The organism is Nisaea nitritireducens (assembly GCF_014904795.1).
Lineage (GTDB): Bacteria > Pseudomonadota > Alphaproteobacteria > Thalassobaculales > Thalassobaculaceae > Nisaea > Nisaea nitritireducens.
Window position 1 is genome coordinate 121,613 of sequence record NZ_JACZFS010000009.1, and the last position, 18,615, is coordinate 140,227.

20 protein-coding genes are annotated in these 18,615 nt (G+C 62.1%); 8 read left to right on the forward strand and 12 right to left on the reverse strand.

Translation table 11 applies throughout. The features are described 5' to 3' along the window. Positions 1-612, reverse strand: coding sequence for a histidine phosphatase family protein (locus tag IG629_RS02145; RefSeq protein ID WP_193170342.1), 612 nt, complete (start codon positions 610-612; stop codon positions 1-3). Positions 613-764: 152 nt separating this feature from the next. Here IG629_RS02145 and IG629_RS02150 point away from each other — a divergent pair, with 152 nt between their 5' ends. From IG629_RS02150 to IG629_RS02175, 6 genes are all read left to right on the forward strand, one after another. Next, a complete protein-coding gene (locus tag IG629_RS02150) occupies positions 765-1,952 on the forward strand; it encodes a pyridoxal phosphate-dependent aminotransferase (protein ID WP_226886383.1) in 1,188 nt (395 codons plus the stop codon). Positions 1,953-2,016: 64 nt separating this feature from the next. Then, on the forward strand, positions 2,017-2,301 hold the full coding sequence (locus tag IG629_RS02155; protein ID WP_193170343.1) for a hypothetical protein: 285 nt from the start codon (positions 2,017-2,019) through the stop codon (positions 2,299-2,301). Between the two features lie 27 nt (positions 2,302-2,328). Further along, positions 2,329-3,129, forward strand: coding sequence for a carbon-nitrogen hydrolase family protein (locus IG629_RS02160; protein ID WP_193170344.1), 801 nt, complete (start codon positions 2,329-2,331; stop codon positions 3,127-3,129). A gap of 50 nt (positions 3,130-3,179) precedes the next feature. Beyond that, a complete protein-coding gene (locus IG629_RS02165) occupies positions 3,180-5,168 on the forward strand; it encodes an acetyl-CoA carboxylase biotin carboxylase subunit (protein ID WP_193170345.1) in 1,989 nt (662 codons plus the stop codon). A 126-nt stretch (positions 5,169-5,294) separates the two neighbouring features. After that, a complete protein-coding gene (rpmF, locus tag IG629_RS02170) occupies positions 5,295-5,480 on the forward strand; it encodes a 50S ribosomal protein L32 (protein WP_193170346.1) in 186 nt (61 codons plus the stop codon). Between the two features lie 108 nt (positions 5,481-5,588). Then, the gene (locus tag IG629_RS02175) at positions 5,589-6,467 is read left to right on the forward strand and encodes an isocitrate lyase/PEP mutase family protein (protein ID WP_193170347.1); all 879 of its coding nucleotides are present in this window, start codon (positions 5,589-5,591) and stop codon (positions 6,465-6,467) included. Positions 6,468-6,607: 140 nt separating this feature from the next. Here IG629_RS02175 and IG629_RS02180 read toward each other — a convergent pair whose 3' ends face one another. From IG629_RS02180 to IG629_RS02200, 5 genes are all read right to left on the reverse strand, one after another. After that, positions 6,608-8,944 (reverse strand): molybdopterin-containing oxidoreductase family protein, encoded by a 2,337-nt coding sequence (locus tag IG629_RS02180; RefSeq protein WP_193170348.1) that lies wholly within the window; start codon positions 8,942-8,944, stop codon positions 6,608-6,610. 143 nt (positions 8,945-9,087) lie between these two features. Continuing rightward, positions 9,088-10,206, reverse strand: coding sequence for a malate/lactate/ureidoglycolate dehydrogenase (locus IG629_RS02185; protein WP_193170349.1), 1,119 nt, complete (start codon positions 10,204-10,206; stop codon positions 9,088-9,090). Further along, positions 10,206-10,961: an HpcH/HpaI aldolase family protein gene (locus IG629_RS02190; protein ID WP_193170350.1), complete on the reverse strand. Its 756-nt coding sequence runs from the start codon at positions 10,959-10,961 to the stop codon at positions 10,206-10,208. The genes IG629_RS02185 and IG629_RS02190 overlap by 1 nt, the downstream gene beginning before the upstream one ends. Before the next feature lie 13 nt (positions 10,962-10,974). Beyond that, the gene (locus IG629_RS02195; protein ID WP_193170351.1) at positions 10,975-11,943 is read right to left on the reverse strand and encodes a hydroxyacid dehydrogenase; all 969 of its coding nucleotides are present in this window, start codon (positions 11,941-11,943) and stop codon (positions 10,975-10,977) included. A 40-nt stretch (positions 11,944-11,983) separates the two neighbouring features. Further along, the gene (locus tag IG629_RS02200) at positions 11,984-12,676 is read right to left on the reverse strand and encodes an RraA family protein (protein WP_193170352.1); all 693 of its coding nucleotides are present in this window, start codon (positions 12,674-12,676) and stop codon (positions 11,984-11,986) included. A 119-nt stretch (positions 12,677-12,795) separates the two neighbouring features. Between IG629_RS02200 and IG629_RS02205 the strand changes: the two genes are divergently transcribed. Continuing rightward, complete coding sequence (locus IG629_RS02205; RefSeq protein ID WP_193170353.1) at positions 12,796-13,233, forward strand: methylglyoxal synthase; 438 nt, start codon at positions 12,796-12,798, stop codon at positions 13,231-13,233. Between the two features lie 208 nt (positions 13,234-13,441). Here the strand turns inward: IG629_RS02205 and IG629_RS02210 are convergent, their stop codons facing one another. After that, positions 13,442-13,861, reverse strand: coding sequence for a DUF6285 domain-containing protein (locus IG629_RS02210; protein WP_193170354.1), 420 nt, complete (start codon positions 13,859-13,861; stop codon positions 13,442-13,444). Continuing rightward, complete coding sequence (locus IG629_RS02215) at positions 13,854-14,876, reverse strand: phosphotransferase family protein (protein WP_226886384.1); 1,023 nt, start codon at positions 14,874-14,876, stop codon at positions 13,854-13,856. The genes IG629_RS02210 and IG629_RS02215 overlap by 8 nt, the downstream gene beginning before the upstream one ends. A 231-nt stretch (positions 14,877-15,107) precedes the next feature. On the opposite strand from IG629_RS02215, the gene IG629_RS02220 reads away from it, so the two are divergent. After that, complete coding sequence (locus tag IG629_RS02220; protein WP_193170355.1) at positions 15,108-15,461, forward strand: RidA family protein; 354 nt, start codon at positions 15,108-15,110, stop codon at positions 15,459-15,461. Position 15,462: 1 nt separating this feature from the next. Here IG629_RS02220 and IG629_RS02225 read toward each other — a convergent pair whose 3' ends face one another. Genes IG629_RS02225 through nikC form a run of 4 tightly spaced genes read right to left on the reverse strand, consistent with a single transcriptional unit; the run spans position 15,463 to position 18,602 of the window. Then, the gene (locus IG629_RS02225; protein ID WP_193170356.1) at positions 15,463-15,951 is read right to left on the reverse strand and encodes a phosphatase domain-containing protein; all 489 of its coding nucleotides are present in this window, start codon (positions 15,949-15,951) and stop codon (positions 15,463-15,465) included. Positions 15,952-15,998: 47 nt separating this feature from the next. Next, positions 15,999-16,808, reverse strand: coding sequence for an ABC transporter ATP-binding protein (locus IG629_RS02230; protein ID WP_226886385.1), 810 nt, complete (start codon positions 16,806-16,808; stop codon positions 15,999-16,001). Next, complete coding sequence (locus IG629_RS02235; RefSeq protein WP_193170357.1) at positions 16,792-17,676, reverse strand: ABC transporter ATP-binding protein; 885 nt, start codon at positions 17,674-17,676, stop codon at positions 16,792-16,794. Before IG629_RS02235 ends, IG629_RS02230 begins: the two co-directional genes overlap by 17 nt. Next, positions 17,673-18,602 carry a nickel transporter permease gene (nikC, locus tag IG629_RS02240; RefSeq protein WP_193170358.1) on the reverse strand — a complete coding sequence of 310 codons (930 nt, stop codon included), beginning with the start codon at positions 18,600-18,602 and terminating at the stop codon, positions 17,673-17,675. The genes IG629_RS02235 and nikC overlap by 4 nt, the downstream gene beginning before the upstream one ends. Positions 18,603-18,615: the final 13 nt, after the last annotated feature.

Sequence of the window (18,615 nt, forward strand, 5' to 3'; positions counted from 1 at the left end):
TTATCCGGCTTCGAGAGAGATGCTGAGCACGAACTCTTCCGCGCCATCCTCCAGCACATGGAAGCCGTGCTGCGGCCGGTCGAGGGCGAAGCAGTCTTCCTCGCTCAGCCCGAGATAGATCCCGCGCATGATCTTGTTCACCACGCCGTGGGCGATGACGATGTGTGGCGTCTCGGCGGAGCGCAGCTCGTTCATGACCGGGATCAGCCGGTCGCGCACCATCTCCGTGCTTTCGCCGCCGGGATGCTGGTAATGCCAGGGATCGGCGCGCCGGGCGACGGCATGCTCCGGGAAATCCCGGTCCAGTGCGTCCCAGCCGTGATAGCCGTCATGCTCGCCGAGGGTGATCTCCATAAGCCGCTCGTCGAACCGTACTGCTTCATAAGGTAGATCAGCAGTGTCGCAGATGATGGCGGTGGTCTGCCGAGTGCGGCCGAGAGGGCTGGCGATCACGGGCAGGGCGGTCGCGCCGAGCATCTCGCCGAGCTTGCGGCCATGAGCCTCCGCCTGGCGCACGCCTGTGAGCGTGAGCGGGGAATCGAGCTGGCCCTGCAGCCGTCCCAGCCGGTTCCATACCGTCTCCCCGTGCCGGATCAGATAGATCCTGCCCATCGTCTTCCTCGCGTTCTGTACTCAGTGTCGTCCGGTTAATCGGGGCTAACCCGTGCCATCGGTTTTATGGGGTTGTGAGCATGGGGCAAAGAGCTAAAGTTTTCCGACACCGTGCTCCGGCCCGGCCCGCTTCCAATTGCAGGATGAAGATAATGCTGATGCCCGCCGCGCCCGATTTCGGTCCGATGAACCCCCTTGTGGAGAACCTGGAAGAGACCGGCATTGTCGAGGTCGCCCAGCATGGCTGGGATCGGCAGGGGCTGATCCCGCTCTGGTTCGGCGAGGGCGACTTGCCGACGCCGGCTTTCATCACCGACGCTGCCGCCGATGCGATGCGCCGGGGCGAGACCTTCTATACCGATCAGCGCGGCATTCTCGATCTCCGCAAGGAAATCGCCGCCTATATGAACCGGACATTCGATATCGCGCTCGACACGGATCGGGTAAGCCTGACGACCGGCGGCATGTCGTCGCTCGCCATGGCCATGCAGATGATCCTGGCGCCGGGTGACGAGGTGCTGGTGGTGGGCCCGATCTGGCCGAACATTTATTCCACGGTGGAGATCAATGGCGGCGTCAGCACCCATGTCTCGCTCAGCCTGCGGGACGATGACTGGCATCTCGACATGGATGAGTTGTTCGCGGCCGTCACCGACAAGACCAAGGCGATCTTCGTCAACTCGCCGGGCAACCCGACGGGCTGGATGATCGAGCAGGAGCAACAGCAGCAAATACTCGACTTCGCCCGGGAGCGCGGCATCTGGATCATCGCGGACGAGGTCTATCACCAGCTCGTCTTCGACCGGGACGTCGCACCGTCCTTTCTGCAAATCGCCGAGGATGACGACAGACTGTTCGTCATCAACAGCTTCTCCAAATCCTGGATGATGACCGGCTGGCGGCTCGGCTGGCTGACCCACCCGGCAGCCCTCGGCCCGACCGTCGCCAAGCTGGTGCAGATCGTCACCTCCGGCGTCCCGCAATTCCTGCATCGCGGCGCCATCGTGGCGATGCGCGATGGCGATCATGTGATCAAGCAGCTGCGCGACCGTTGCCTTAAAGGCCGGGACATCGTGTTCGACCGGCTCGACGCCTGGCCCCGGATCAGCTCCGCACGGCCGAAAGCGGCCTTCTATGCCTTCTTCACAGTCGACGGCATGGATGACTCGGTCGCGGCGTGCAAGGAGATCATCGACAAGTGTAATGTAGGCCTCGCGCCGGGCAGCGCCTTTGGGCCGTCGGGTGAGGGTTATCTGCGGCTCTGCTATGCCTCCGCGCCGGAACGTCTGACGGCGGCGATGGATGCGCTGGAGGGTATGCTGGGCGGGCCGAAAGCGTAAGGCTTTGCGCCCGATTCCCGCTCCGCTATAGTCGGTGTCACTGATTGAGCCGAGGGCATCGCACATGGCATTGACACCGAGTGGACCGAGAAATGGCGGCGTAGGCGCACCGAACGGGCGTGTCCGACGCCCTGTGGTTCGACGTCCGGATGCCGCCACCCCCACACGTGTTGCCCAGCAGCAGCCGTTACAGATCCCAAGCAGTGCGCCGACTCCGGGCTTCCGGCTGCGCACAGCCACCACGGACGCCGAGATCGAGCGTCAGATCAACCGGCTGATGGCTCTCCTCGCGAATGACAATATCGATCAGGATGCCCCTGCTGGCTCTTATATCAATTTCCTGATCTGAAGTGGATTCTAGAGGCGGGGAGAGGGCATGCTCCGGATTGCCACAGCTCAGCTCCCGATCACGTCCGATCCGGAAACGAATGCAGCGGCAATTTGTGATCTGATTCGTGAGGCAGCGGCTTCCGGCGCGGACTGCATTCATTTCCCCGAAGCCGCCTTGTCCGGCTATGTGAAAACCCAAATCAAAAGCTGGTCCGATGTTGACTGGAAAGCTCTGGATGCGTCTCTGAACGAGGTCCGCGCATGCTGTGCGGAGACCGGTATCTGGGCCTTTGTCGGTTGCAATCATCGCCACCCGGAGGTGACCCGCCCTCTGAACAGCCTGCACATCATTGACGGGCATGGCCATGCCGTCGCGCGGTACGACAAGCAGTACTGTTCCAATTCGGAGATCACGGACTGGTATGCGGCGGGCAACAAGCCGATCACGGTCGATATCAAGGGAATTCGGCTAGGCTTCCTGATCTGTATCGAAGTTCAGTTCCCGGAGCTCTTCATGGAATATGAGCGGCTTGGTGTGGACTGCCTCTGCCTGTCGTCCGGTCCTGGCCTGGAAATGTTCCGGATTCAATGTCAGGGCCATGCGGCCAGCAATTGCTTCTGGTTGAGTTACTCCGTTCCCGAAAATGGGAGCGAGAAACAACCGTCCTGTTTCATAGGCCCCGACGGAGAGATTTTGGCCTCATGCGGGCGCGCCGCATCGGGCCTGGTGCTTGGTGAGATCGATCCGACGAACCTGAAATGGGACATTCCGGTGAACAAGGCACGGCCCTGGCGGTGCAGGGCGCGCATCGGTGAAATCTATCGCGAACACAGGTTGAAGGAATAAGGGCACGTTGTCCTATTGCCGCTCTCAAGGGGCTCGGCTAACTTCCATGCATGTTCAAGAAAATCCTGATCGCCAACCGTGGTGAAATCGCCTGTCGCGTGATGCGGACCGCAAAGCGCATGGGCATCCAGACCGTCGCCGTTTATTCCGACGCGGACGCCGACGCCCTGCATGTTCGGACAGCCGACGAAGCGGTGCATATCGGCCCTGCGGCCTCTTCCGAATCCTATCTGGTGATCGACAAGATCATGGATGCGATCCGGCAGACTGGCGCCGAGGCGGTGCATCCAGGCTATGGCTTCCTTTCCGAGAACGCGGCCTTCGCCGAAGCGCTCGAAAAGGAAGGCGTTGCCTTCATCGGCCCGGGTATCAAGGCCATCGGGGCTATGGGCGACAAGATCGAATCGAAGAAGCTCGCGCATGCGGCAAAGGTCAGCACGGTGCCGGGTTATCTCGGCATCCTGGCCGACGACAAGGAAGCGGCGAAGGTCGCACGCGATATCGGCTATCCGGTGATGATCAAGGCCTCTGCCGGCGGTGGCGGCAAGGGCATGCGGGTTGCCTATAACGACGACGAGGTGGTGACAGGTTTTCGCTCTGCTGTGAACGAGGCCCGCTCCAGCTTTGGCGACGAGCGCGTCTTCATCGAAAAGTTCGTCGAGGAGCCGCGCCATATCGAAATCCAGGTGATCGCGGACAAGCACGGCAATGTCGTGCATCTGGGAGAGCGGGAATGCTCCATCCAGCGCCGCCACCAGAAGGTCATCGAGGAAGCGCCGAGCCCCTTCCTGGACGAGAAAACCCGTGCAGCCATGGGTGCGGAAGCCGTGGCATTGGCACAGGCGGTGGATTACTCATCCGCCGGTACCGTCGAGTTCATCGTCGATGCGGAGCGGAACTTCTATTTCCTGGAGATGAACACCCGGCTGCAGGTGGAGCATCCGGTGACGGAACTGGTCACCGGCCTCGATCTGGTCGAGATCATGATCCGCTCGGCGGCGGGCGAGAAGCTGCCTTTCACCCAGGACGACATCAAGATGACCGGCTGGGCTGTTGAGTCGCGGATCTATGCCGAGGACCCCTATCGCGGCTTCCTGCCCTCCACCGGCCGTCTGGTGCGCTATCAACCGCCGCAGGAGAGCGATACGGTTCGTTGCGATACCGGCGTCTATGAAGGTGCCGAGATTTCCATGTTCTACGATCCGATGGTGGCCAAGCTTTGCACTTACGGGGACACAAGGATCGAGGCGGTGGACCGAATGGCCGAGGCGCTCGACCGGTTCCTGGTGCGCGGCATCGGCCACAATGTCGATTTCCTCTCCGCTGTGATGGCGCATGAGCGGTTCCGCGAGGGTCGTCTGTCGACCGGCTTCATCGCTGAGGAATACCCGGACGGTTTCGTCGGCGCGCCGGTCGGCGACGCCGTGGAACATGCCATGCGCGCTGTCGCTGTGGCGGCGGAATGCGCCAACGGGGAGCGTAACCGGATGATCTCCGGCCAGACGCCGGTTGCCGATCGCAAGGCGCCGCAAACCGCCTGGAAAGTGCGGCATGACGATGTGGCGGAGGATGCGAGCGCGGTGGTTGTGGATGGCGGCTTCGACGTCACCATTGGCGGACAGACCTACGAAGTGCGCGGGACGCTCAGGAGTGGCCAGCCGGTGTTCGGTGGCACCGTCAACGGCAAGCCGTTCCCGGTACAGATGGAACGCAAGGGAATCGATTACCACACGTCCATCGCAGGGGCGCAGCGCCAGTTCATGGTGATCAGCCGGAAGGCCTCGGAACTGTTGGACCGGATGCCGAAGAAAGAGGCGGCCGACCTCAGCAAGTTCCTGCTCTCGCCGATGCCGGGCCTGCTGGTCTCGCTGGCGGTGGGTGAGGGAGACGCGGTCAAGGCCGGGCAGGAACTGGCCGTGGTCGAGGCCATGAAGATGGAGAACGTGCTGCGCGCGGAGAAGGACAGCACGGTGGCGAAAATCCATGCTGCCGCCGGGGGAAGCCTTACCGTCGATCAGCAGATCATCGAGTTCGAATAAACGCATGCCTGCCGGACGGGTTTTGCAGGGTTTTTCCCTTGCAACTGCTCCGGAAACCCACTAATACAGCGCCCCTGAGATCGCACCGTCGGTGCAATCGGTACCGACGAACTGAGGATAAGTGACATGGCAGTTCCCAAAAGGAAAACGACCCCGTCGAAGCGCGGCATGCGTCGTGCCCATGATCGGGTAAAGTCTGATGCGTATGTGGAAAGCGCGGATACCGGTGAGCTGCACCGCCCGCACCACATTGATCTGAAGACCGGCATGTATCGCGGCCGCCAGGTCCTGAAGGTCAAAGACGCCTTCTGAGACCGGCACGCATATGTGACGTGAAAAGGCCCCTTTTGGGGCCTTTTTCCATTTTGGCGTCAGGGCTATCGTTTCCCGTCGAACAAGAAGAACGGGGAGTGGACGGCTATGACGGCGAAAGCGACGGCACTGAGGGCCCGGCTGGCAGAAGGGCGAATCCTGACGATACCGGGCTGCTATGACGCGATGAGCGCGAAACTGGTGGAGCAGGCCGGTTTCGACGCGGCCTATGTCAGCGGTTACGCGGTCAGCGCGACGCAGATCGGGCTGCCGGACGCGGGCCTGCTTTCCTATAAGGAAATCCTCGATCAGGCGCGGGACATAGCGGGCGCCGTCTCCATTCCCCTGATAGGGGATGCGGATACCGGGTTCGGCAATCCGGTTAATGTCCGGCGCACGGTGAAAGGCTTCGCCGATTCGGGAATCGCCTGCATCATGCTGGAAGATCAGGTCTTCCCGAAACGCTGTGGATTCGCCAAGGGCGTCGAGGTGGTGCCGCGCGGCGAGGCGCTGATCCGGTTGCAAGCCGCCCTCGACATGCGGGACGAGATCCGCGCGGAAGGCGGCGATGTGCTGATTCTTGCCCGCACGGATAGCCGCGTTGCCGAGGGGCTGGATGAAGCACTCTGGCGCTGCGAGGCCTTCGCCGACCGGGGCGCCGATATCGTCTATTTCGAGGGGCCGCAGAATCGCCGGGAGATGGAAACGCTGTGCAGCCGGGTGCAGGTGCCGAAACTGCTCGCCCAGCTTGAACGCGAAGGCCGTCCGCTGCTCAGCCCCGCAGAGGCGGAGGCGATCGGCTATGAGTGCCTGCTGTTCGGGGTCACCCTGCTGAACGTCTCGATCCGCGCCATGCGCGATGCACTCGCCCTGATGGCCGGGGGCAACCATCCGGGACCGGACCGGCTGCTGAGTTTTGATGAGTTATACGAGACGGTAGGGTTCGATTGGTATTACGGGCTGGAAGAGCGCTATCGGAGCGAGTGAGAGTGAGAGCCACACTCTCCCCCACATTCGTCATCCCGTTGAAAAACGGGACCCAGGTGTTCATAGGGTTATGCTCGTCATCCCTGGGTCCCTGCGTGCGGAGGGATGACGTTTCATTAATTGATCATGCTTTTAACCGATCAAACCTTCCGCACCTCGCACCAGGAGCAGCGCAGCGGGATGGAGCCGCTGACCGGATCGCATTTTTCGGTCGGGATGGCGGCGTTCATGTTGGCCGCGAGAGCATTACCCTCTGTGTTCGGCGTATCCGTGCTGTCGCTGACGGCCCAGCCATGCTGCGCGAAAACGGCGCCGGGCGCGAGGTCCTTGCCGAGCTTGGCGCGGGCGATGAACTTCCCGGCCTTCGTGCTGATCTCCACCCAGTCATGATCGGCGATCCCGCGTGCTTCCGCCGTGGCGGGCGCCATCTCCAGGATCGGGTCCGGTTGCAGCCGTCTGAGTGACGGGATATTGCGGTGCTGGCTGTGGCAATAGACAACGGTCTTGGCCGATCCAAGGCGGAGCGGGAAGAGACTGTCTTCCTCTTTCGGAAGCTCTTCGGCATCAAGGCTCGGCACCGGGGCGTAGCCATGTTCCAGCATCTGTTCGGAATAGATCTCTAGCCGCTTGGACGGGGTTGGGAAGCCGTTTGCAAGGTGTGTCTCGGTTGCGACCTCTGTATCCAGCGTGACACCCTCTGGCGCCGCCCTGAGGGCGTTCAGATCAAGCCCCGAGGGTACAAGGATGTGGGCGTGTCCCTTGTCCGCGTCGCAATCGAACATGACATCGGAGAGGCCGAGCCTGCGGGACAGCTCCAGCACGATATCGGTATCGCTCTTCGCCTCGCCGACCGGTTCAATCACGGCCGGGCGGAGCTGGATCTTGCGCATGCCCTCCAGGCTGGCATCGAAGCCGTTGCGGAACCCTTCACGCTCCCATGACGTTGCAACCGGCAGCACGATATCCGCATGCTTGGCGCTCTCGTTCAGGAAGAAATCCGTATGGACGTGGAAGTCGAGCTTGCCGAAGGCGTCTTTTGCCCGGGCTGTGTCCGGCTGGGAGGCGAGCGGATTGCCGCCGAAGGAGAACAGCATTCGGACGGGATAGGGCGTGCCATCGGTAATGGCGCGATAGACGTCCCGTGCGGTCACCCAGCCCTGTCGGCTGGGGCCGAGAGGGCGTTCGGTGAGGCCAAGCGCCTTCGCCTTCTGGCTGTCGCTCAAAAGGTCATGCCCGGCGATGTCGTTGAATTTGGCCGCACCGCCTGGAACATTGCCGCCCTTCCTGCCGTAGTTACCGGTCAGTCCATAGAGGGTGGAGATCGCCCTGTCCGTCTGGGTGGCGGTCAGGCTTTGCCCGACGCCGTTCCAGGCGTAATAGGCGAGCGTTGGGCTTTCAAAGAGGATGTCGGCGGCCTTGTGCAGATCTTCTTCGGATATACCGGCAATCTCGGCGACCTGTTCTGGCGGATAGTCCGCGGCGGCATCTGTGAGGGCTTGCAGGGCGGTCCGGCAGTGCAGGGTACCAGCACTGGCCTCTATGGCGTGTGAGCCGAACAGTGCAGAATTTCCCGGTGCATCCAGCCAGCGGCCTTCTTTCGCATCGTATCGCAGGGGAGCGCCACCCGCCGAAGAGGCTGCGAGCAGGATGTCGGGACTTCCCCCTGGCGCCAGATCGCTTTCCCGCAGGAGGTGGTCCGTTTCGGGATGCACCAGAAAGGCGGCGTTGGTCCATGTGCGGGCAAAAGCCTGATCGAACCGGCCGCTTTCCAGCATCAGATGGAGCAATCCCAACGCCACGGCCTGGTCCGTTCCGGGGCGGACGCGGAGCCAGCAATCGGCGCGGCGGGCAAAGAGCGTAGGGCGCGGGTCGATGACGACCAATTTCGCGCCCTTGCGGATGGCTTTCTGGATTTCGGTTGACCGGGCAAGCCAGGTCGCGGCCGGATTGTGCCCCCAGAGCAGCACGCAATCCGTATGGGCGAAGTCCGGCGTGCCTATATCGGTGCCGTAGGTGAAACGGGAGGCGATGTCCTTATGCCAGTTGCAGATCTCCGTCCCGTAGATGGTGTTCGGGCTGCCATAGGCGCGGATGAACCGCTCTATCCAGGAGATGCTGTCGGAGATGTGCGTGCCGCTCGGCGTGGTGACGGAGAAGGCGACTTGCTCGGGGCCGTGCTCATCCCGGATACGGCCCATATGGCCGGCGATCTCGTCCAGTGCTTCGTCCCAGGTGATCGGCTCCCAGGTCGGCGTCTTCGCGCCCTTGGGAGAGGTTCGCCGCAGCGGTCGGGTCAGCCGGTCCGGGTGATAGACCAGCTCGGGTGCGGCCTTGCCCTTGGGGCAGAGTTTGGCGCCGCTCGGATGGTTCGGCAGCGGGTCGATGCCGAGCAGCTTTCCATCCTCGACAGTGGCCACACAGCCGCAGCGTGAGCGGCACTGGGTGCAGAAGGCGGGGATGCGTGCCTGTTCGGTCATGAGTGGGAACTCCCCAAAGGATAGCGGGAAAGCATAAAAAGGTCGTCATCCCGGCCGGAGCGCCGGGACCTAGCCGATCATAGAGCTACACCCGCCATCCCTGGGTCCCTGCGTCCGCAGGGATGACGGTTTTAGAGGAGAGATTATGCAGCGGTAAGTGTTGCGATTTCCGTTTCCGTGAAGCCGAGCTTGCGGGCGGCGGCGAGGATATCCGACCAGGCGGCTTCCGCCAGCGGCAGGCCGGTTGCCTGGCGCTCCGCCATGACGCGGCGCTCGTTCTCGCCGGGCACCAGAACTTCACTGTGACCATCCGCCGTGCGGGCGCTTTTCACGAAGGCGATGTAGGATTTGATCTCCTCCGCCATGCTGTCCTGACCGTCGAACTTCTCGGTATCGATAAAGATCGACAGCATGCCGTTGCAGAACCGCCGCCGTTCAGGCTCGTCAGGGCCTCCGGCACAGCCGGAGCCGGTGAGGGCGCCGGCCATCATCTCCATCATGAAGTTCAGACCTGACCCCTTGTGGCCCCCGAATGCGGTGAGCGCGCCGGGACCTTCATAGGGCATCGGTGCCTTGCCTTCGGGGACGTCGCCATAAAGCGGTCGGGGATCGCTCGTCAGGGAGCCGTCCGCGTCGATCAGGGAGCCTTCGGGCAATGGTTTGCCGCCCCTGAGGGCGACCAGGGCCTTGCCTTCGGCCACGGTGGATGTGGCGAAGTCGTGAACGACCGGATCCTGCCCCGCGACGGGAATGCCGATGCAGAAGGGCGAGGTGCCCATGCGCCGCTCCCGGGAGCCGAACGGGGCGACGAGGAGGGAGCCACGGACATTGACCATGTGCAGCGAGGCCACACCGGCCTCCGCTGCCCGCTCCGCCCAGTCGCCGATCCGGCCGAGATGGCCGGAGTTTTGGAGAGCCGTCAGGGCGAGGCCATGCTGCTTCACCTTCTTCAGACCGAGATCGATGGTCTGTTCGCCGATGCTCTGGCCAAAGCCGTAATTGCCGTCGAGGATCGCCATGACGTCGTTTTCCATGACGATCTCGATAGTCTGGCCAATCTTCTGCCGCCCGCTCTCGGCCCATTCGAGATAGCGCGGCACTCGGATCACACCGTGACTGTCATGACCCCGGAGATTGGCCCCGGTTAGCCGCTCCGCGATGCAGGCGGCCTCCGTTCCGGAGCAACCGGCGCGCTCGAACATCGCGCGCACCAGCCGGATCATCACATCGGGAGCAACCCGGATCTCATTTTGCGCGCCCATCAGGCCCGCATGCCGCTCACGGCCGCATTGACCGAAGAGGAGAGGAGCCGCACGTCGTTGGACAGGGTCACCAGATCGAAACCCTTGGCCAGCATGTTCTTGGCGTAGCTGTTCTCGAGGCAGTGGATGCCCGCCTTGATGCCCGCTGCCTTGGCGGCGGCGAGGATCTTATCGATGGCTTCCAGCATTTCCGGCTCGGCACGGTCCAGGCCGGGCTTGTGGCCGAGCGAAATGGAAAGATCGCTCGGGCCGATATAGAGGCCTGTCAGACCCGGCGTCGCCGCAATCTCTGCGACATTTGCCAGGGCTTCCTCTGTCTCGATCATCGCCAGGGTGACGATCGTCTTGTTGGACTGGTTGTGATAGTCGCCGCCATAGATCATCCCGGCGCGGGTCGGGCCAGAAGAGCGGTAGCCGTCGGGCACGTAATTGCAGGCGCCGACGAAGGCTTCCGCATCCGCACGATTGTTCACCATCGGGCAGATGACGCCAAGGGCTCCGGCATCCAGCAGCTTCATGATGATGCCGGGCTCAAGCCACGGGGGGCGGACCATCGGCGTCGCGTCCGATGCGCTCATGGCCTGCAGCATGGTGAGCGCGGCCTGGTAATCGACCAGACCGTGCTGCAGATCGATGGTGATGGAATCGAAATCCTGCGCCGCGAAGATTTCCGCGGTGAAGGTGTTTGGAATCGAAAGCCAGCCGTTAATCGCGCCGCGGCCGTCTTTCAGGCAGTCCTTCAGTCGTGTTTTCATGGCCGGGCCCTCCCTAGAGCACTTCTTTGTTGATGACGGTGTCCGGGTTCGGCTTGCCGTCGAGCACGTTCAGAACGTTCTCCGCCGTCTGGCTCGCCATCCGCAGGATTGATTGTTCGGTCACGCCGGCGCTGTGCGGGCTGACGATGATGTTGTCGAGCTGGAACAGCGGATGCTCCGGCTTCGGCGGCTCGCTGGCGAAAACATCGATGCCGGCCCCGGCGATGGCGCCGGAGGTCAGCGCATCGTAAAGCGCATCCTCGTCCACCATGCCGCCGCGTGCGGTGTTGATCACATGTGCGGTCGGTTTCATCGCGGCGAATTGGGCTTTGCCCATCAGGTTCACAGTCTCCGCGCTTTTCGGGCAGTGCAGGGAGACGAAATCCATCTGCGGCAGAACCGCATCCAGATGTTTGACCGGCGTGCAGCCCGCCGCCTTGATGACGTCGTCATCTACAAAGGGATCGATGACCGAAACCCTCATGTCGAAAGCCAGCGCCCGCTTGGCAACGCGCGTGCCGATGCGGCCGAAACCGACCAGCAGCACGGATTTGTCGGCAATGTCCTGGGCGCCCATCTGGCGCTTGATCCAGAAATTGTCATTCCGGGTGGCGTGGTCGAATTCGACGCTTTTCTTGGCCAGGGCCAGGATGAAATACATCGTATGCTCGGCCACCGAGACGGCGTTCGATGTGGCGGCAACGCAGAGCGGAATACCGCGTTCGGTAAGGGCCGCAACATCCACTGAATCGTAGCCGACGCCATGGCGGGAGACGACTTTTAGGTTGGGTGCCGCCTCGATCACCGCGCGCGGGATCTTGGTGGTCTGGACCGCGATGGCATCGATGTCACCGGCATGAGCGATCAGCTCTTCTTCGGTGGCGAACTGCAGGACGGTGGTCTTGACGTCGTCGCGGGCGTCGAACTGGGATTGGCCGGCGTCGTTGAGCTTGTCGACGACCAGCACATGAAACTTGTTCATATTCGGATCTCTCAGGCTTGGGGGCTCTCAGGCTGGCGGGTCAGTGGATTTCGGCGGAGCCGGCCATTGCGGCCTTCAGCTTGTCGATATCGAAATCCGGTGACTTGGCGGCATCGAGAATGACCTTCTCTTTCCGCTCCAGCAGGGCGATGGCATCCGGCAGTTTCTTTACCGCTTCGGCTGGTACGACCACGGCACCGTGCCGGTCCGCATGGATGATATCGTCATGATTGACCGCCATGCCGCCGACATTTACCGGCACGCCGAAATCGACGGGATGAACCCAGCCGTGACTCGGGCCGACCTTGCCGCCGAGGATCTGGAAGCCGGGTGCCGATGCATCGACATCGCGGAAAGATCCGTTGGTGACGCAGCCGAGGCAGCCGAGACCCTTGTGGATATTGGTGTTCACCTCACCCCAGAAGGCACCGAAACCGGGCTCAGGGTCGAGATCCTGCAACACCACGATGCGGGGGAGAGCGCCGTCCGCGACATAGGTGTAATAGGCGGCGCGGGTTGCCCTGGCGTCGCCCTGGGGCGGCGTGACGGCGCGCATGGTGGCCGTGCGGGCATAGCCGCAGATCGGGGGCAGGGACGGATCGAGCGCGACCAGCGGCATTGTTGTGAAGCCGATGGTCCGGCGCTCAGGTATGACGACCTCAAGGCCGTTGCAGATCGTGGGAGTATCCCACTCCGTCAGCTTGCGCAGATCGGATTCGGTGATATCGGACATGTCCTCCCGTCCCATATAAGTTGTTTTTGATTAGGTATTTTCTTGCAGCTTAGCGATGGCTCACGGGACAGTGTAGCGCCCTTTTGGAAACTATCGCCTTAAAGCAGGGACCGTATCGGATGAAGGAACGCAAGCGCATCGGGCTGATTGCCCACGATGCCCGCAAGCCAGCTCTCAGAGCTTTCGTGCACAGCCACAGGGACCGGTTCGCCGGGCACGAGCTCTTCGCCACCGGGACGACGGGAAAGGTTATCGCCGAGGATACGGGGCTCGACGTTCACTGCCTGAAAAGCGGTCCGCTTGGCGGCGACCAGCAGATGGGGGCGTTGATCGCGGAAGGCGGGCTCGACATCCTGCTCTTCTTCACGGACCCGATGACATCCATGCCGCACGATGTGGATGTGAAGGCGCTGCTCCGGCTCTGCACGCTCTACAATGTCGTGCTTGCCTGTAATCAGGCGAGCGCCGATTTCGTGCTCGGCAGTCCGTTGTTCGACACGGCATATGAAGCAGCCGAACCCGATAATGAAGGCTATCTCAACCGCGTGCTTCCCTGATGTCCGTGCACTTCCTTGACGAAAAGGCTGTGCCATTTCAGCACGGATTTGCATTTCGAGTGCCGTTTGGTGTGTCTGAGCTGCATCAGTTTCTCTTAATAAACAGCGCGGAATACCTACGGTGATTTGCTGAACCGTTAATCAAAACAAAATAGTAGATCGTTTTATTGAAGCATCGATTTATGTTGGATTGTCGGGAGTTTCTGCATCAGTTGGGCGTCGGCTGAGAATATTCACGGGCAGCCAGAAATTTCGGGTTTGAAAGCTTCAGCTTTTCTTCGGTGAGAACGGTCAGCAGGGTGTGGACAGGCCCGGTGAGCGATTTGTCATAGACGCCCTCGCGTAGCTCGCGTGTCAGGTCGCGTGACAGTGTGTCGAGTTTTGATTCGGCATCGTGTCCCGCGCGTTCGACATTGTCCTCGCCATAAAGGCCGGCAAATCCATCGAGGATACGCTGGATACCATCGCGACCGGCATCCGCATCAAATTCACGGACCGCTGTTGCAAGCGCGCTGGCGATCATCAGGCCGAGATATTTCCTGTCCCCGTCGAGGGCAGGCAGAATGTCCTCCTGGAATGCGGCCAGGGCTGTTTCGATCAGGGCCTTTCTGCCGGGTGCTTCAAACATTGGCGCGGGTCCTTTCGATTTCACCGATCTGTTGCAGAATATCGAGCTCCATTTCGGCGGCTTTGCGGCCGGTAAGGGCGAGCTCAATGGAGCGCTCGGCGCCTGAATTATGCCGTTCCCCCTGCAGCAGGGCGATGGCGCCCCAGCGCACGGTAGCCAGCACTTCCCAATAGGGGACAAGGGACCAGTCGAGAGCCGATCCGGCTTCTTCCTCATATCCTGCATAGAGGTCTTCGCGGCTGCCGATACCGCCAGCCTCACGCTCGTCCGCGCCGAAACGCCAGCAGCGGGCACAGAACCAGCCGATATCCTCCAGCGGATCGCTCCACCCGGCGAACTCCCAGTCCAGCACACCGGTCAGTTTGCCGTCCGCGACCATATAATTCCCGGTCCGGAAATCCCTGTGGCAGAGCACGGCAGGACTCGGGGCGGGGCGGTTCAGTTCCAGCCAGCGCAGCCCCCATTCCAGTGCCGGATAGGCTTTCGGCAGGCTGTCGAGGAAACCATAGAGCTCGGCGATCCGCTGGGCGGCTGGATTGGCCGGAGTGTCGCCAAGGAAAGCCAGATCCGGACGGGGTGGCTGGATGCTGTGCAAACGGGCCATCTCCCGGCCGATCTGCCGGGCAAGGCCGGTGCGGTGCGGATCGAGCGCGGCATCGCGCGTGAGCATACGGGGATTAGCGGTGCCGTCCGCCTTGCGCATGACATAGAAAGGTTTTCCGATAACCGACCCTTCCGGCTCAAGCGCGAGCGGCTCGGGGACGGTCATGCCAGCGTCGAAACCGGCGGAAAGCAGGCGGAACTCTTCCACCCGCCCGTGACTCTCATCCACCCCGGAAGCCGCGTCAGTGCGCAGCACCGCCTGCTCCATCCCCGAGAGACGTCCGCCTTGTACCGCCAGATCCAGCAGCCAGTTTTCCTGGATGGCACCGCCGGTGAGCAGCTTCGTTCCGGTGATTTCGACTTTTTCTGCACCTGTTTGCGCCCGTAGCCATACAGCTACAGCGCTGCGCATTCCTGCATCCATGCTCAAGCGTCACCCCAATTTGATGCGAGCGTTCCGGCCCATTCTTGAGTGGGCGATTAAGCCGAGCTGGGCCCGGCTTTGCAATGCCTGTGTGTGATATCCGCGCTGTGACGGCCGTTCCCGCTTCGGCACAGGTGAGATCGGCGGAAGACGCTATGCGTAAGCGGCCGTGCCCGCTTATGCTGCGGCCTCTTTCAACGCTATTGGAGCGAACAGGTTATGGATATCAAGCGCTATCGCACGGGCGAGCGGATGAGTCAGATCGTGGTCCACGGCAACACGGTCTATACGGCAGGTCAGGTCGCCCAGAACGCACCTGGCGCCAGCGTCGCTGATCAGACCAAGGATATCCTTGCGAACCTGGATGCGCTGCTCGCCGAGGCAGGTACCGACAAATCGAAGCTTCTGACCGCCACGATCTGGTTGAACTCCATGGATGATTTCGCTGAGATGAATGCAGTCTGGGACGGCTGGGTAGTAGCAGGTTCGACCCCGTGCCGTGCCTGCGTCGAATCGCCGAAGCTCGCCAGCCCGAAATACACCGTCGAGATCATGGCTATCGCGGCGCTCTAACCTATCTTGAGGCGCCGGCGTTTCTGGCCCAGTCCAGCTGCGCCGGCGTTTCGATGGTTCCGGGGCGCGCATTACGCACCGTCTCGACCGCGTCGTCCGGCGTTGAGCCACAGGCCATGAGCAGGCGCGCGGCGATCATGCCGCTACGGCCGAAGCCGGCCCGGCAATGGATCAGGACGCGGCCGCCGGTTTTCAGACGCTCTGCCAGAATGGTCTCCAGCGAGGACCAGGCCTTTGTGTCGGCGTCCGATGGAATATCGAAATCCTTGATCGGGAAATGCGTCCAGCTCAGCGCATGTTGCAGGAAAATATCCCGCATTTCCGGCACGCCGTGCTCGGAAAGCTCCTCTGCTGTTGCCAGCGAGAGGACGGCATCGACTCCCGATTTGGCGATCCCGCCAACCGCCTCTTCATCCTTCGGTACAGGCCCGAGGAAGAGGGTTCCCGGCGTACCGGGAACCGGAATTTCTGTCGCACCATAATGTTCCATGGCGGGATGCTATCCGCTCAAATATGAACAAGAGATGAACAGCACGTTCAATCGAACGATTCCATGCCAGCTGCCGCTGAGCGGTCATAACCAAGGCTGGCCTTGAGGAGCTGGCGGGTATAGGCCTCGGCCGGCTCGGATGCGCGGAGCTGGGCGACGGTCAGTTCCTCGACAATTCGACCCGCGTTCATCACCGCGAGCCGGTCGCACATATGGGCGATCACGGCGAGATCGTGGCTGACCAGAACAAAGGTCAGGCCGCGTTCCTGTTTCAGGCGTTGCAGCAGGTTCAGGATCTCCGCCTGTACCGACACGTCGAGCGCGGAGGTCGGCTCGTCCAGCAGAAGGATCTCCGGCTCCAGTATCAGAGCCCGAGCGATGGCAACGCGCTGACGCTGGCCACCCGAAAGCTGGTGCGGGTAGCGGAACCGGAAAGTGGGCCCCAGGCCGACCGCGACAAGGACATCGCTCACCCGGTCGTCGATATCGCTCATGCGGTGGATCTGGCAGGGCTCGCTCAGGATGCGGTCAACGGTATGGCGTGGATGCAGCGAGCCGTAAGGGTCCTGAAACACCATCTGGACACGCTTGTAGAACGGTTTGCCGCGAACCCGGCCGAGGAGGGTGCCGCCGATCTCGATACTGCCGGTCCAGTCCGCATTGAGGCCACTCATGGCGCGCAGGACGGTGGACTTGCCGGAGCCGGATTCGCCGACCAGGCCGAAGGTCTCGCCCTCGGCGACGTCGAAGGAAACGCCGCGAACGGCATGCACGATCTCGTCGTCGGAGCCGAAGCGGACATCGAGGTCTGTTACGGAAATCAGCGGCATCTGGCCGGCCTCACTTGAAATAGGCATCGACACCGGGCTCCGTCTTCCAGCTTTCCTGGCGTTCGAGCACCGGCAACGGACCGGGCTCGCGATCAAGGCGCGGAAGTGAGTTCAGCAGCCCGCGCGTATAGGGATGTTTTGCCTGGTCCAGCTCGCTCGCCTTGCAGGTTTCCACGATCTGGCCGGCATACATGATGATCACCCGGTCGCAGAAGGAAGCGACAAGGTTGAGATCGTGCGAGACGAACATCAGTCCCATGCCGCGCTGGGTAACGAGGTCGTCGATAATCGCCAGCACCTGCATCTGCACGGTGACGTCGAGCGCCGATGTCGGCTCGTCCGCGATCATCAAATCCGGGTCGGGAATCAGCATCATGGCGATCATGATGCGCTGTCCCATGCCGCCTGACACCTCATGCGGATAGAGTGAGAGCACGCGCTCCGGATCGCGGATTTTCACTGCGGCCAGCATCTCGGCTGCCCGTGCTTTCGCATCCCGGAAAGAGGCGCCGGTATGGACCCTGTAGGCCTCAGCGATCTGCTCGCCGATGGTCATCACAGGGTTCAGGGAATATTTCGGATCCTGCATGACCATGGAAATTCGGTCACCCCGAATATCCCGCATCTGCTTTTCACTGAGTGTCAGCAGGTCGTGCCCATCGAACTCCATGCGCTTTGCGGTGATCTCTCCCGGGGGCCGGATCAGTCTCAGAACAGAACGTCCAGTCATGGTCTTGCCGGAGCCGGACTCGCCGACGATGCCGACTTTTTCCCGGCCGACTGAGAAGCTGATATTGCGCACTGCATCAACGATGCCTGTGCGGGTGTGGAAGCGGACCGAAAGATCCTCGACGGTCAGTAGGGCGCCGTCCTTGCCGCCGTTCGCGCCAATCATTGGCCGCTCCGGGGATCGAGAATATCGCGCAGCCCGTCGCCGAGCAGGTTGAAGCCGAGGCTGACAATGAAGATGGCGAGGCCCGGCATGGTGGCGACCCACCACTGATCCAGCAGGAACTTGCGACCTGAGGAGATCATCGCGCCCCATTCCGGGATCGGCGGTTGGGCGCCGAGGCCGAGGAAGCCGAGACCGGCGGCGGTCAGGATGATGCCGGCCATGTCGAGGGTCACGCGAACGATCACCGAGGAGAGGCAGAGCGGCATCACGTGTCCCGTGATAATGCGGGTGGCGGAGGCACCCTGCAGACGGATGGCGCTGATGTAATCCTGATGGCGCACCGTCAGGGTTTCCGCCCTTGCGAGGCGCGCGTAGGGCGGCCAGGAGGTGATGGCGATGGCCAGCACGGCGTTCTCGATCCCCGGGCCGAGCGCGGCGACGAAGGCCAGTGCAAGAACGAGGCGGGGGAAGGCGAGGAAGATGTCCGTCAGCCGCATCAGGACGGTGTCTGTCCAGCCGCCAATATAACCGGCCAATGAGCCGATCACGAGACCGACCACGGGCGCGGTAACAGCCACAAGGGTCACGATGTAGAGGGTGATGCTGGCGCCGTGGATGATCCGGCTAAGGATGTCACGGCCAAGCTCGTCCGTACCGAACAGATGGCCTGGCGAGCCTGGCGGTTGTAGACGGTTGGTCAGTTCTTGTGCCAGAGGATCGTGCGGCGCGATCCAGGGCGCCAGAGCGGAGACCGCGATCAGCACCACCAGAATGGCTAGACCGAGCAGGGCCAGAGGGTTTCGAGTGAGCGAGAGCCAGCCGAGATAGGCCTGGACCACGCGGGCATGGCCGCGCGACGCGGGCGTATCCGTGGTCAGCCAGGCCCGGAGGCCGGCTTTTGCGGGATTGAGTGTGTCTGCTGTCATGATTTCTTTGTCC